Genomic DNA, 13494 nt, shown 5'->3' on the forward strand with positions numbered 1-13494 from the left:
AACAGCAACAACGGGACCAAGGGGACACGCATGACGAGCTATGAGACGGGCTACGGGGGGCCGGCGGACTCGTCCGCGATAGAAGCCCGCGGGGTGGGCCGGAAGTACCGCCGGGGCTGGGCGCTGCGGGACTGCTCCTTCAGGCTGCCGGCCGGGCGGATCTGCGGTCTGGTCGGTCCCAACGGGGCCGGCAAGACCACGCTGATGGCCATCGCCGCCAACCTGCTGAAGCCGACCACCGGCACCGTGCGTGTGTTCGGCGCGGCCCCGGAGTCGGCGGAGGCCACTCGGCGTACCGCGTTCCTCGCCCAGGAGAAGCCCCTGTTCCGGCGCTTCACCGTCGCCGAGACCCTGCGGATGGGGCGAGAGTTGAACCCCGGCTGGGACCAGCGGGCCGCCGAGGACATCGTCCGCGCGGGCAATGTGCCCCTCGACGCGAAGATCGGCACCCTCTCCGGCGGCCAGCGCACCCGGGTGGCCTTCGCCGTCTCCTTCGGCAAGCGTCCCGACCTGCTGCTCCTCGACGAGCCGATGTCCGACCTCGACCCGCTGGTCCGCCACGAGCTGATGGGCACCCTGCTGGCCGAGGCCGCCGAGCGCGGCACCACCGTGCTGATGTCCACCCACATGCTCGCCGAGCTGGAGAACACCTGCGACTACCTGCTGGTCATCGCGGGCGGCGGGCTGCGCCTGGCCGGTGAGGTCGACGAACTGCGCACCTCCCACGCCGTGCTGACCGGGGTCCACTCCGACGGGCGGACGCCCCCGGAGCTGGAGTACCACACCGTGGTCGAGACCCGCACCAGCGGGCGGCAGTTCACCTCACTGATACGCCCCGACGGACCGGTCACCGGCGGCCCGTGGGAGGCGAGCACCCCGAACCTGGAGGAGCTCCTGCTCGCGTATCTGCGCTCGCCCGACGCCCCGCCGCTGATCAGTCCCAGTTCCTACGTCGCCCCGCAGGCGGTGGCGGCATGAGCACGATGACCAGCACCGGCGGCACCTCCTACGACTCCGCCGCCGCAGAAGCCGGACGTGGCCGCGGGCTCCGGCTCAGCGGCATGAACTGGCTCGTCTGGCGTCAGCACCGCGCCGCCTACTGGACGCTGCTGGCCGCCGCCGCGATCACCGTCGCGGTGATCGTCTACCAACGCCAGCAAATGATCACGTACCTCGACGGGTACGGCTACCCCGACCTCAAGTCCGGCTGGGAAACCAAATACGACCAGGATCCGCTCAACGCGGCCGCCACGACGCTCGGGTTCCTGCCCGTCCTGATCGGTGTCTTCTTCGGTGCGCCCCTGCTCGCCGGCGACCTGGAGACCGGCACCGCCAAGCTGGTCACCGCGCAGTCCGTCAGCCGCGTTCGCTGGATCGCCACCAAGCTCGGGGTGACCGCGCTCGTGGTCGTGGTGTGCACCATGGCGCTCTCCGCCGCGTTCACCTGGTGGTGGTCGCCCATCAAGTCGTCGCCGTACGTCATGAGTTGGATCGACGGTCCCGCCTTCGACAACACCGGACCCGTGCCCGTGGCGCTCACCCTGCTCACTGTCGTCGGTGGCGTGGCGATCGGCATGCTGCTGCGCCGGACCCTGCTGTCCATGGTCGTCACCCTGGGCTTCGCCGTCGCGCTGCAGGTGGTCTGGTCGTACTTCCGGACGTCCCTCGGGAACGTCATCACGGTCACCACCCACAACGGTGTCGGGAACGACTCCACGCCGAACTTGCCCGAGGGCGCCCACCAGCTGGACGAGTCCTACCTCACCGCCTCCGGTGACCTCATCGGCTGGGGCAGCTGCGCCGAGGCGACGGAGAAGGCCCGCGACGCCTGTCTGGACAAGGCACAGGTCGTGGGCTGGTCGGTCGACTACATCCCGATCTCCCAGATGTCCGCCATGCAGTGGCTCGGTGCCTCGATCCTGCTGGCCCTGACCGCCGGCATCGCGGTGTTCGTCATCCTCTGGGGTCGCAAGCGCCTCGTCTGACATCTGTCCGAGCGCCTCGTCCGACCCGATCCTCCTCGCAGTTCTCGCTCCGTACGCGGCCGAGCGGCCACAGCGTCGCTCCGCCGCGCCCCGATGCTGCCCCGATTCGGCGAGCGAATCGCCATGAACCATGTCGAAAGGCTTGAGTTGAAGTCGCACAAGCGCAGGAAACGCGTGGTCACCACCGTCCCGCTGGCGGCCGCCCTGGCGGCGGCGCTCGGCGCCGGGCTGCTGGTGAGCACGCCCGACAGCGCCCAGGCCGCGCCCTCCACCGGCACCGGCGCCCCCGCCAGGACCGTCACCCTCGTCACCGGCGACCGGGTGACCCTCGACGCCGAGGGCAAGGTGACCGGCGTGACGGCCGCCGAGGGCCGCGAGGGGATGGCCTTCCGCGTCCAGCAGGCCGCGGGCCACGCGTACGTCCTGCCGCGCGACGCCGAACCGCTGATCGCGAACGGGACCGCCGACCGGCGGCTGTTCGACGTGACGCGACTGGTGAGTTCGCGCTACGACGACGCCCGCCGCTCCGACTTGCCGCTGATCGTCACCTACGACAAGGGCGCATCCCTCTCGGCGAGTACGTTCCGCGGCGCGGGCGCGACCGTCCGGCGGGATCTGCCGAGCATCAACGGCGACGCCGTACGCGCCCGTAAGTCCGAGGGCTCGGACCTGTGGGAGACCCTCACCAGCGGCACCGGCTCCGCGAAGGTCAGGAAGATCTGGCTGGACGGGAAGGTGAAGGCGACCCTGGACAGGAGCGTGCCGCAGATCGGCGCGCCCGCGGCACACGCGGCGGGATTCGACGGCAAGGGCGTCAGGGTCGCCGTCCTCGACACCGGCATCGACGCCACGCACCCGGACCTCAAGGGCAGGGTCGACGAGGCGAAGAACTTCTCCGCCGCCTCGGACACCGTCGACCGAGCGGGGCACGGCACGCACGTGGCCTCGACGATCGCGGGTTCCGGGGCAGCCTCTCCCTCAGGCGCGAAGTACGAGGGCGTCGCGCCCGGCGCCCGGCTCCTGGTCGGCAAGGTGCTCGACGATTCCGGCGAGGGCGACGACTCCGGTGTCATCGCCGGTATGCAGTGGGCCGTCGCACAGGGTGCCAAGGTCGTCAACATGAGCCTGGGCGGCACCGACACCCTCGGCATCGACCCCATCGAGCAGGCGGTCGACGACCTGTCGGCCGGTTCCGGCGCCCTGTTCGTCATAGCCGCCGGCAACGAGGGCCCGGGCGAAGGCACCATCGGCACCCCCGGCAGCGCGGCCTCCGCGCTCACCGTCGGCGCGGTCGACCGCCGGGACGCCATCGCCGACTTCTCCAGCCGAGGCCCCACGGCCGACGGCTTCCTCAAGCCCGACGTCACCGCGCCGGGCGTGGACATCGTCGCCGCCAAGGCCGCCGAGGGCTTCATGGGCGACCCCGCCGCCGACGGCTATGTCTCCATGAGCGGTACGTCGATGGCGACCCCGCACGTGGCGGGCGCCGCGGCGATCCTGGCGCAGGAACACCCGGACTGGACGGGCGCGCAGATCAAGGCCGCCCTCACCGCCTCCGCGAAGCCGACCGCCGCCACCTCCGCGTACACGCAGGGCACCGGCCGGGTGGACGTCGCCAGGGCGATCGACCAGCGGCTCACCAGCAGTCCGACCGCGCTGGGCTTCGGGACACAGGAGTACCCCCACACCGACGACCAGCCGGTCAGCAAGGACGTCACCTACGGCAACGCGGGCACCGAGCCGGTCACCCTCGACCTGGCCACCGAGGCCTACGGCAACGACGGAAAGCCCGCCGCCGAGGGCCTGTTCACCGTCTCGCCGCAGCGGCTCACCGTCCCGGCGGGCGGCGAGGCGACCGCCACCGTGACCACCGACACCCGCGTGGGAACGGCCGAAGGCAGCTTCGGCGGCTCGCTGACCGCCACCACCGCCGACGGCACGACGACCGCGCGCACCTCCCTGGGCGTGGTCCGCGAGGTCGAGTCGTACGACCTGACCCTCAAGCACCTCGACCTCAAGGGCAAGGCGCTCGGCGACGCCTTGACGAGTATCTACGGCCTGGACAACGACATCTGGACGGAGGCCTCCGACGAGAAGGACGGCGAGGTCACCATCCGTCTGCCGAAGGGGCGTTACGCCCTGGAAGGCGTGCTCCGCACCGGCAGCGCCGGAGGGTCCGTGCTGCTGCACCCGAAGTTCGCGCTGACCAAGGACACGACCCTGGTCATGGACGCCCGGAAGACGAAGCCCGTCAAGATCACCGTGCCGGACGGCGCGGCCAGGCCCGCGGGCGCCATGTTCTTCTTCCACGTCGACGTCAACAACAAGCCGTACACATCTGTGTACGACGTCCCCTCCTTCGGCAGCATCCGCGTCGGACAGCTGGGCGCCCCGGCACCGGCCGCCGAGGTGTCCGCGATGTACCACGGCATCTGGACCCACAAGGCCGACAACTACCGGCTGGCCTGGAACCGTACGGGTGACCTGTCCGGCTTCACCAAGAACGTCAAGCGCTCGCAGCTCACCAAGGTCAAGGTCGTCTTCGGTACGCCCGTCAAGGGCAAGACCATGACCATCACCGCCGCACCGCTGATGAACGGCGGCTTCTACAACCAGCACTCGACCGCGGGCCGTCTGCCGCTGACCGGCACCGACTACGTGCTGCCCAACGGAATCAAGTGGTTCTACCAGGCCAGCCAGTACGGCGCCCCCGACGCCGAGGGCGAGCCGACATGGGAGAGCACGCAGGCCGGCCGCCCCAGGGCGTACGCGGCGGGCAAAAACCACACCCAGCGCTTCAACATCGGCGTCTTCGGCCCGTCCCTCCCCTCGGGCCCCCTCGCGTCCGTCCTCGACAGGCCCGAAGCCGTACGCGTCGGCGACACCTTCACGGCGTACGTCCCGCTGTTCTCCGACGGCGTCGGCAACCTGGGCTCCTCCGACCACACCAAGGCCAGAAGCTCGCTCCATGCCGACGGCCGGAAGATCTTCGCCGTGAACGACGCGCTCAACGGCGACGCGTACACGGTTCCCGCGGGCAAGCGCACCTACAAGCTCGCCGTGGACGTCTCCCGCGCTCCGGCGCAGTCCGCGGTCAGCACGCGGACGACCGCCACCTGGACCTTCACCTCGGCCCACGTCCCCGGTGACACCGCCGAGCGGCTCCCGCTGACCGTCGTCCGCTACACGCCCAAGCTGTCGACGGCCAGTACCGCCAAGGCCGGTACGACCCTCACCGTGCCCTTCGCCCTCCAGGGCGCGGCCACCGAGGTCGGCACGCTGCGCAAGCTGGCCTTCACCGTCTCCTACGACGACGGCAGGACCTGGAAGAAGACCACCGCCGTGAACGGCAAGCTGCTCAAGCTGCGCAGCCCCGCCAAGCCCGGCCCCGTCTCCCTGCGCGTCGCCCTCACCGACGCCGACGGCAACACCCTGACCCAGACCATCCACCGCGCCTACCGCACCACCAAGTAGGACGACGGACGACGCAGTCGGCCCCCGCCGGTCACCCGGCGGGGGCCGACTGCGTCGCGCCAGGATCGGCGGCCAGGTCGGCGACAGAGCCATCCCCGTGACGCTCGTCCTCACCGACCGCCGGACGGCGAAGCCGACAGTTGACATCTGGTGATCTTTGTTTGTTTGTGATGGTGACGAACGTCGGAACTTGTGCTTTGATGTGTTTGGTTCTGTTTGATGGGTGGGATGGGGAGTCCGGCGTGAAGAAGACCTCGACCCGGCTGGCCGACGGTCGTGAGCTGATCTACTACGACCTGCGCGACGACACGGTGCGCGACGCGGTGGACAAGCGACCCCTGGAACGCACCGTCACCACTTCCGAGGTACGCCGGGACCCGCTGCTCGGCGACTCCGTCGCGATCGCCTCGCACCGGCAGGGCCGCATCTACCACCCCCCGGCGAACGAATGTCCGCTCTGCCCCTCCCAGGGCGACCGGCTCAGTGAGATCCCCGACTCGTCGTACGACGTCGTGGTGTTCGAGAACCGCTTCCCGTCGCTGGCCGGTGACTCCGGCCGCTGCGAGGTCGTCTGCTTCACCTCGGACCACAACGCCTCGTTCGCCGACCTGACCGACGAGCAGGCCCGCCTCGTCCTGGACGCGTGGACCGACCGCACGGCGGAGCTGTCGCACCTGCCCTCGGTCGAGCAGGTGTTCTGCTTCGAGAACCGGGGCGCCGAGATAGGCGTGACGCTGGGGCACCCGCACGGGCAGATCTACGGATACCCCTTCACCACCCCCCGCACCGCGCTGATGCTGCGCTCGCTCGCGGCCCACAAGGACGCCACCGGCGGCGAGAACCTCTTCGACACCGTCCTGCGCAACGAGCTGGCCGGCGAGCGGGTGGTCCTGGAGACCGAGCACTGGGCCGCGTTCGTGCCCTTCGCGGCGCACTGGCCGTACGAGGTCCACCTCTACCCCAAGCGCCGCGTGCCCGACCTGCTCGCGCTCGACGAGGACGCCCGCACAGAATTCCCCCAGGTCTATCTGGAACTCTTGAGGCGCTTCGACCGGATCTTCGGCGAGGGTGAGCCTCCGACGCCGTACATCGCGGCCTGGCACCAGGCCCCGTTCGGCACGCTGGATGAGTTCGACGGCGTCAACCGTGACGACTTCGCGCTCCACCTCGAGCTTTTCACCATCCGCCGCACCTCCGGCAAGCTGAAGTTTCTCGCGGGTTCCGAATCCGGCATGAACGTGTTCATCAACGACGTGCCGCCGGAGCGCGCGGCCGAGCGACTGCGAGAGGTAGCGAGTTCATGAGCGGCAAGTACCTGGTCACCGGTGGCGCGGGCTATGTCGGCAGCGTGGTCGCCCAGCATCTGCTGGAGGCGGGCCACGAGGTCGTCGTCCTCGACAACCTCTCCACGGGCTTCCGCGAGGGCGTGCCCGTCGGCGCGTCCTTCATCGAGGGCGACATCCGCGACGCCGCCAAATGGCTGGACTCCTCCTTCGACGCCGTCCTGCACTTCGCCGCGTTCTCGCAGGTCGGCGAGTCCGTCGTGAAGCCCGAGAAGTACTGGGACAACAACGTCGGCGGCACCATGGCCCTGCTCGCCGCCATGCGCGAGGCGGGCGTGCGCAAGCTGGTCTTCTCCTCCACGGCCGCCACCTACGGCGAGCCGGAGACCACTCCGATCGTCGAGTCCGCGCCCACGAAGCCGACCAACCCCTACGGCGCCTCCAAGCTCGCCGTCGACCACATGATCACCGGCGAGGCCGCCGCCCACGGCCTGGGCGCCGTCTCACTGCGCTACTTCAACGTCGCCGGCGCCTACGGCACCTGCGGCGAGCGCCACGACCCCGAGTCGCACCTCATCCCGCTGGTGCTCCAGGTCGCACAGGGCCGACGGGACGCGATCTCCGTCTTCGGCGACGACTACCCGACCGCCGACGGCACCTGCATCCGCGACTACATCCACGTCGCCGACCTCGCCGACGCCCACCTGCTGGCGCTGGACGCCGCGCGCCCCGGCGAGCACCTCATCTGCAACCTCGGCAACGGCAACGGCTTCTCGGTGCGCGAAGTGATCGAGACCGTCCGCCAGGTCACCGGCCACCCCATCCCCGAGGTCGTCGCCCCGCGCCGCGCCGGCGACCCGGCGACCCTGGTCGCCTCCGCCGCCACGGCCCGCGAGCGCCTCGGCTGGAACCCGTCCCGCGCGGACCTCGCGGAGATCGTCGCGGACGCGTGGCAGTTCGCGCAGGCGCACGCCGAGTAGCGCGGGCCCGCCCGCACGGGCGCCAAGTAGTGTGCCGGCGCGGCCTGTTCGCACGGTCGCGCCAGAACGTCGGTTGAGTACGGAAAGGTCAGGGTCAGGGGATGAGCGAGGCTGTCGTCGTCGCCGAGCGGTTCGAGGAGCTGTACGGGGCGGAGCCGGAGGGAGTGTGGGCGGCGCCGGGCCGGGTGAACCTCATCGGCGAGCACACCGACTACAACGACGGCTTCGTCATGCCCTTCGCCCTCCCGCACACCACGATCGCGGCGGTGTCCCGGCGCACGGACGGGCTCCTGCGCCTGCACTCCGACGACGTCGAGGGCGGCGTGGTCGAGCTGCCCCTGGACGGGCTCACCCCCGAGGCCGACCGCGGCTGGACCGCGTACCCCTCCGGTGTCGTCTGGGCCCTGCGCGAGGCCGGGCACACGGCCGTCACCGGCGCCGACATCCACCTCACCTCGACGGTGCCGACGGGCGCGGGCCTGTCCTCCTCCGCCGCCCTGGAAGTGGTCGTCGCCCTCGCCCTCAACGACCTCTACGACCTCGGCCTCAAGGGCTGGCAGCTGGCCCGCCTGTGCCAGCGCGCGGAGAACGTCTACGTCGGCGCCCCGACCGGGATCATGGACCAGACGGCCTCCGCCTGCTGCGAGAGCGGCCACGCCCTGTTCCTCGACACCCGCGACCTCTCCCAGCGGCAGATCCCCTTCGACCTGGCCGCCGAGGGCATGCAGCTCCTCGTCGTCGACACCCAGGTCAAGCACTCCCACAGCGAGGGCGAGTACGGCAAGCGCCGCGCCGGCTGCGAGAAGGGCGCGGCCCTGCTCGGCGTCGACGCGCTGCGGGACGTCGCCTACGACGAGCTGGACGCGGCCCTGAGCCGCCTCGGGGACGAGGAGGAGGTCCGCCGCCTGGTCCGCCACGTGGTCACCGAGGACCAGCGCGTCGAACGCGTGGTCTCCCTGCTGGAGTCGGGCGAGACCCGGGCGATCGGCCCCGTCCTCGTCGAGGGCCACGCCTCGCTGCGCGACGACTTCCGCATCTCCTGCCCCGAACTGGACCTCGTCGTCGACACCGCCCTGTCCTCCGGCGCCCTCGGCGCCCGCATGACCGGCGGCGGCTTCGGCGGCTCCGCGATCGTCCTCGTCGACGAGACCGACGCGGCCGCGGTCACCAAGGCCGTCGAGGAGGCCTTCGCCGCGGCCGGTTTCACGGCCCCCCGGGTCTTCGTGGCGGTGCCTTCGGCGGGCGCGCGCCGGGTCTCCTGACCCGCGCACCCCGGCGGACCTCGGCCCCGGGCCCGTCCCGCCCGTCAGCCGATCCTCTTCGTCAGCGTGTACTCGGTGATCCCCGGCGGATAGTCGGGGATCACGCACACCACCTCGTAGCCGAGCCGCTTGTAGAAATCCGGCGCCTGGAAGTCCCAGGTCTCCAGGCGGGCGGAGCGGCAGGCGCGGTCGCGGGAGGCCATGCGTTCGGCCGTCGCCATCAGGCGCGAGCCGAGTCCCTCGCCCCGGTGGCGTTCGTCGACCCAGAGATAGGTGACGTGCAGCCAGGTCGCCCAGGTGTGGCCGACCAGCCCGCCGGCGACCTCGCCCGAGTCGTCCAGGGCCCACACCTGGAGCGGGGACTCGCGCTCACCGGGGGTGCCGCGCAGGCCGCGGAGGATCGGCGAGGCGGCGGTGTTACTGGCGCGCAGCCGGGAAAGTAGTAATTGGCTTCGTTCCTTGTCGACTTCTGTCTCCATACGAAACATGTGGCACACCATAAACGTGCCGGACAAACAGTTCTGCAAATAACCTTCCGCTCCTGCCCCCCGGCCTTACCCTGATGGACAGTGCCGGTGGGGGCCGGCGCTGATCAGGGGGCGAGACAGTCGGGTACGACGCCCAAAGTGGGGGTAGCGGTTCAGCACGGCGGCGGCCGTGCGGCTGCGACGCCCCGTCCCAGGTGTAAACCGGGGCACGCTTCGGGCGCCGTACTCGCGCCGGTCGTCCCCCGACCAGTGGGGGTTTCAGTGGTTCGCATCCGAGTACTGGTCGTCGACGACCACCGTATCTTCGCCGAGTCGCTCGCCGCGGCCCTGGCCGCCGAGCCGGACGTCGACGTGTCCGCGGCGGGCAGCGGCCCCGCCGCGCTGCGCTGCCTGGACCGCGCGGCGGCGGAGGGGCGCAGGTTCGACGTGCTCCTGGTCGACGCCGACCTGGGGGCCCACGTCCACGTCCCCGGCGCGCGTCCGGCCGCCGTGCCCGTGGCCGTCTCGGACGGTGGCGAGGACGGGCTCGTGGACGGCATATCGCTCGTCGCGGGCGTGCGGTCGGGCCAGCCGAGCGTACGGACCGTCGTCCTCGCCGAGAAGGACGATCCGCGCCGGGCCGCGCTGGCCCTCCAGGCGGGCGCGTCCGGGTGGGTCGCCAAGGACTGCTCGCTCTCCCGGCTGCTCACGGTCATCCGGGGCGTGCTGCGCGACGAGACACATCTGCCGCCCGCGCTGCTCACGGGCGTCCTGCGGGAGTTGACGGCCGCCCGCAAACACCGCACGGAGAGTGAGCGGCTCGTCGAATCCCTCACCCCGCGTGAGCGCGAAGTGCTTCGGTGCATGGTGGCGGGACTGGGGCGCAAGGCCGTCGCCGAGCGCCTCTTCCTCTCCCCGCACACCGTGCGCACCCATATGCAGAACGTCCTCGGCAAGCTGGGCGTCCACTCCACCCTCGCCGCCGTCGCACTCGCGCGCCGGGCGGGTGTCGGACCGGTCGACCTAGCCGGGGATGTTGTCGAACGGGGCGGTCAACTGGCGTAGCAGGCCCGCCAGGTCGCCCCGCTGGGCGCGGGACAGCTCGGCCAGGATCGCCCGTTCCTGGTCGAGGAGTCCGGCGAGCGCCTGGTCCGCCCGGTCCCGGCCCTCGTCCGTCAGCCGGACGAGCACGCCCCGACGGTCACTGGGGTCGGGCAGCCGCTCGACCAGGCCCTTCTTCGTGAGCCGGTCGATGCGGTTCGTCATCGTGCCCGAGGTCACCAGTGTCTGCGTCAGCAGCTGGCCGGGCGAGAGCTGATACGGGTTCCCCGCACGCCTCAGCGCGGTCAGCACGTCGAACTCCCACGGCTCCAGCTGGTGCTCGGCGAACGCCAGCCGGCGCGCGCGATCCAGGTGCCGGGCGAGTCTGCTCACCCGGCTGAGTACTTCCAGCGGCTCCACGTCGAGGTCGGGGCGCTCCCGGCGCCACGCTGCGACCAGCCGATCGACCTCGTCCTCCATGACGATCAGTGTAGTGGTTGTGTCGACGTGAAGTCTCTTGAGATCAAGAAAGTTAGTGTCAAGTCTCTTGACTTCGAGATAATAGCCCATGAAAGTGAAGGCGACCTGGATCCACGAGGAGGTACCCCCATGCCCGCCACCAGCCCCACCTGGGACCCCCAGCAGTACCTGCGGCACGCCGGCCACCGCGCCCGCGCCTTCGTCGACCTGCTCGCCCACGTCCCGGACCCGCCCGCCGCACACCCCCGTATCGCCGACCTCGGCTGCGGCCCCGGCAACGTCACCCGCCTCCTCGCCGACCGCTGGCCCACCGCGCACATCACCGGGTACGACAACTCGCCCGAGATGCTCGACCGGGCCCACGTCGACCACGAGGGGCCCACGCCGGGCGGCGGCCGCATCGACTTCACCGCCGCGGACCTCCGCACCTGGGAGCCCCCGGAGCCGTACGACCTGATCGTCGGCAACGCCGCCTTCCAGTGGGTGCCCGGCCACCTCGACCGCTTCCCCGCCTGGGTCGACGCCCTCGCCCCCGGCGGCACCTTCGCCTTCCAGGTCCCCGGCAACTTCGACTCGCCCAGCCATCGCCTCATGCGCGAACTCGCCCACTCCGCCCGCTGGAAGGACCGGCTCGGCGAGACCCTCCGGCACGACGACGCGGTCCGCACCCCGGCCGGCTACCTCGCCGCGCTCGCCGACCTCGGCTGCGAGGCCGACGCCTGGGAGACGACGTACGTCCATCTCCTCCAGGGCGAGGACCCGGTGCTCGACTGGGTGCGGGGGACGGGGCTGCGGCCGGTCCTCACCGAACTGGGCGCGGACGCCGGACCGTTCGTCGCCGAGTACCGGGCCGCCCTGCGTGAGGCCTACCCGCCCACCGCCCACGGCACCCCGTTCCCGTTCCGCCGCATCTTCACCGTCGCCCGCAAGCCGGAGGCGAACCGGTTCCCGAAAGCGGCCTGAGGCGGCGGGGAGTGAGGGGGTGCGGGGGCGTCCCGGGATGCCGACGTCCATGTCGATGTTGTGCAGAATATTGACGGCAGGAAGATACGCGCCTACCTTCGCGGTGTTCCCTCCCTCGTTCCCCCATCGCTCCAGGGAGACCCGCATGCCCCCGTCCCCTCTCCCCACCCCCGCCGAACAGGCCGAACAGGCCGAACAGGCCGTGCGGACCAAGCAGTTGCGCCGCGTCGCACTCTCCGGGCTGCTCGGTACGGCCGTCGAGTTCTACGACTTCCTCGTCTACGGGACGGTCGCCGCGCTCGTCTTCGGCGAACTGTTCTTCCCGGGCGCCGACCCGGCCGTCGGCACCATCGCCGCGTTCGGCACGTTCGCCGCCGGATACGTCGCCCGTCCCCTCGGCGGCATCGTCTTCGGGCACTTCGGCGACCGGCTCGGCCGCAAGTCCATGCTCCTGCTGACCATGGGCCTGATGGGCGGCGCCAGCTTCCTCATCGGCCTGCTGCCCACCTACGACACCATCGGCGTCTGGGCGCCCGTCCTCCTGATCACCCTGCGGGTGCTCCAGGGCATCGCCATCGGCGGCGAATGGGGCGGGGCCACGCTCATGGTCGTCGAGCACGCCGGTGCGAAGCGACGCGGACTGTGGTCCAGCTTCACGCAGATGGGAGCCCCGCTCGGCTCCCTGCTCTCCTCGGTCGTCGTGACCTTCGTCGTCGCCATGCCCCGCGACGAGTTCGCCGCGTGGGGCTGGCGCGTGCCGTTCCTGCTCAGCGTCGTCCTGCTCGGCGTCGGCCTCTTCGTCCGGCTGAAGGTCGTCGAGAGCCCGCTCTTCGCCCAGGTGAAGAAGGACCGGACCGAGGCACGGCTGCCGATCGTGGACGTGCTGCGCCGGCCGCGGGCGCTGGTACTGGCCGCGTGTGTCGGCATCGGCGCGTTCACGGCCCAGTCGCTGCTGACCAGCTACCTGATCGCGTACGCCACCGGAATCGGCTATCCCCGGCCGCAGGTGCTCACCGCGCTCACCGTCTCGGCGGCCGTCGCGCTGGTCGTCCTGCCGTGCGCCTCGGCCCTCTCCGACCGTGTCGGCCGCCGCCCGGTCGTCCTCGCCGGAGCGATCGCCTCCGTCGCACTCGCCTTCCCCGTGCTCGCGCTGGTGGACTCCAAGTCACCGGGCCTGCTGATCCTCGCGGTCGTCCTCGGCCACGGCTTCGCCCAGTCCGTGATGTACGGGCCGCTGGGGGCGCTGCTCACCGAGATGTTCGGCACGAAGGTGCGCTACACCGGGGCGTCCCTCGGATACCAGCTCGCCACCCTGATCGGTGCCGGGTTCTCGCCGATGATCGCGGGGAGCCTGGTGGCCGCCAACGGGGGTTCCAGCACGCCGATCTCACTGCTGATCTGCGGGGGCGCGGCGATCACCGCCGTGACGGTGTGGTTCGTCCGCGAGACGCACCGGGACTCTCTCGGCGACGTGTCCGTCCGGGAGAGGGCCGCGAAGGAGGGGGTGGCCTCGTAGGGGGCGGTCCCGCGCGGGGCCCGGTCGCGAGAGCCGATCGCAC

General features: G+C 71.2%; 11 protein-coding genes. 9 read left to right on the forward strand and 2 right to left on the reverse strand.

The genetic code is table 11. The features are described 5' to 3' along the window. Positions 1-30: 30 nt before the first annotated feature. From ACWCRJ_RS28370 to galK, 6 genes are all read left to right on the forward strand, one after another. Entirely contained in the window at positions 31-978 is a 948-nt protein-coding gene (locus tag ACWCRJ_RS28370; RefSeq protein WP_450941972.1) for an ABC transporter ATP-binding protein, read from the forward strand. Then, positions 975-1985: an ABC transporter permease subunit gene (locus tag ACWCRJ_RS28375; RefSeq protein WP_450941973.1), complete on the forward strand. Its 1011-nt coding sequence runs from the start codon at positions 975-977 to the stop codon at positions 1983-1985. The genes ACWCRJ_RS28370 and ACWCRJ_RS28375 overlap by 4 nt, the downstream gene beginning before the upstream one ends. Positions 1986-2078: 93 nt before the next feature. Then, on the forward strand, positions 2079-5459 hold the full coding sequence (locus tag ACWCRJ_RS28380; protein ID WP_450941974.1) for a S8 family peptidase: 3381 nt from the start codon (positions 2079-2081) through the stop codon (positions 5457-5459). Positions 5460-5701: 242 nt separating this feature from the next. Continuing rightward, complete coding sequence (gene galT, locus ACWCRJ_RS28385) at positions 5702-6763, forward strand: galactose-1-phosphate uridylyltransferase (protein ID WP_450941975.1); 1062 nt, start codon at positions 5702-5704, stop codon at positions 6761-6763. Continuing rightward, complete coding sequence (galE, locus tag ACWCRJ_RS28390; protein ID WP_450941976.1) at positions 6760-7722, forward strand: UDP-glucose 4-epimerase GalE; 963 nt, start codon at positions 6760-6762, stop codon at positions 7720-7722. The genes galT and galE overlap by 4 nt, the downstream gene beginning before the upstream one ends. Positions 7723-7823: 101 nt before the next feature. Beyond that, positions 7824-8984: a galactokinase gene (gene galK / locus ACWCRJ_RS28395; RefSeq protein WP_450941977.1), complete on the forward strand. Its 1161-nt coding sequence runs from the start codon at positions 7824-7826 to the stop codon at positions 8982-8984. Between the two features lie 44 nt (positions 8985-9028). On the opposite strand, the gene ACWCRJ_RS28400 is transcribed toward galK, so the two are convergent. Then, complete coding sequence (locus tag ACWCRJ_RS28400) at positions 9029-9472, reverse strand: GNAT family N-acetyltransferase (RefSeq protein WP_450941978.1); 444 nt, start codon at positions 9470-9472, stop codon at positions 9029-9031. Positions 9473-9733: 261 nt separating this feature from the next. On the opposite strand from ACWCRJ_RS28400, the gene ACWCRJ_RS28405 reads away from it, so the two are divergent. Beyond that, entirely contained in the window at positions 9734-10516 is a 783-nt protein-coding gene (locus ACWCRJ_RS28405) for a LuxR C-terminal-related transcriptional regulator (protein WP_450941979.1), read from the forward strand. On the opposite strand, the gene ACWCRJ_RS28410 is transcribed toward ACWCRJ_RS28405, so the two are convergent. After that, positions 10475-10972: a MarR family winged helix-turn-helix transcriptional regulator gene (locus tag ACWCRJ_RS28410; protein WP_037705601.1), complete on the reverse strand. Its 498-nt coding sequence runs from the start codon at positions 10970-10972 to the stop codon at positions 10475-10477. The two genes, ACWCRJ_RS28405 and ACWCRJ_RS28410, sit on opposite strands and share 42 nt — an antisense overlap. A gap of 129 nt (positions 10973-11101) precedes the next feature. On the opposite strand from ACWCRJ_RS28410, the gene ACWCRJ_RS28415 reads away from it, so the two are divergent. Both ACWCRJ_RS28415 and ACWCRJ_RS28420 read left to right on the forward strand, forming a co-directional pair. Continuing rightward, complete coding sequence (locus ACWCRJ_RS28415) at positions 11102-11935, forward strand: trans-aconitate 2-methyltransferase (RefSeq protein WP_450941980.1); 834 nt, start codon at positions 11102-11104, stop codon at positions 11933-11935. A 145-nt stretch (positions 11936-12080) separates the two neighbouring features. Next, positions 12081-13451, forward strand: a complete 1371-nt coding sequence (locus ACWCRJ_RS28420) for an MFS transporter (RefSeq protein ID WP_450941981.1) — start codon at positions 12081-12083, stop codon at positions 13449-13451. Positions 13452-13494 lie beyond the last annotated feature (43 nt).

It is taken from the genome of Streptomyces sp. NPDC002324 (genome assembly GCF_053593335.1).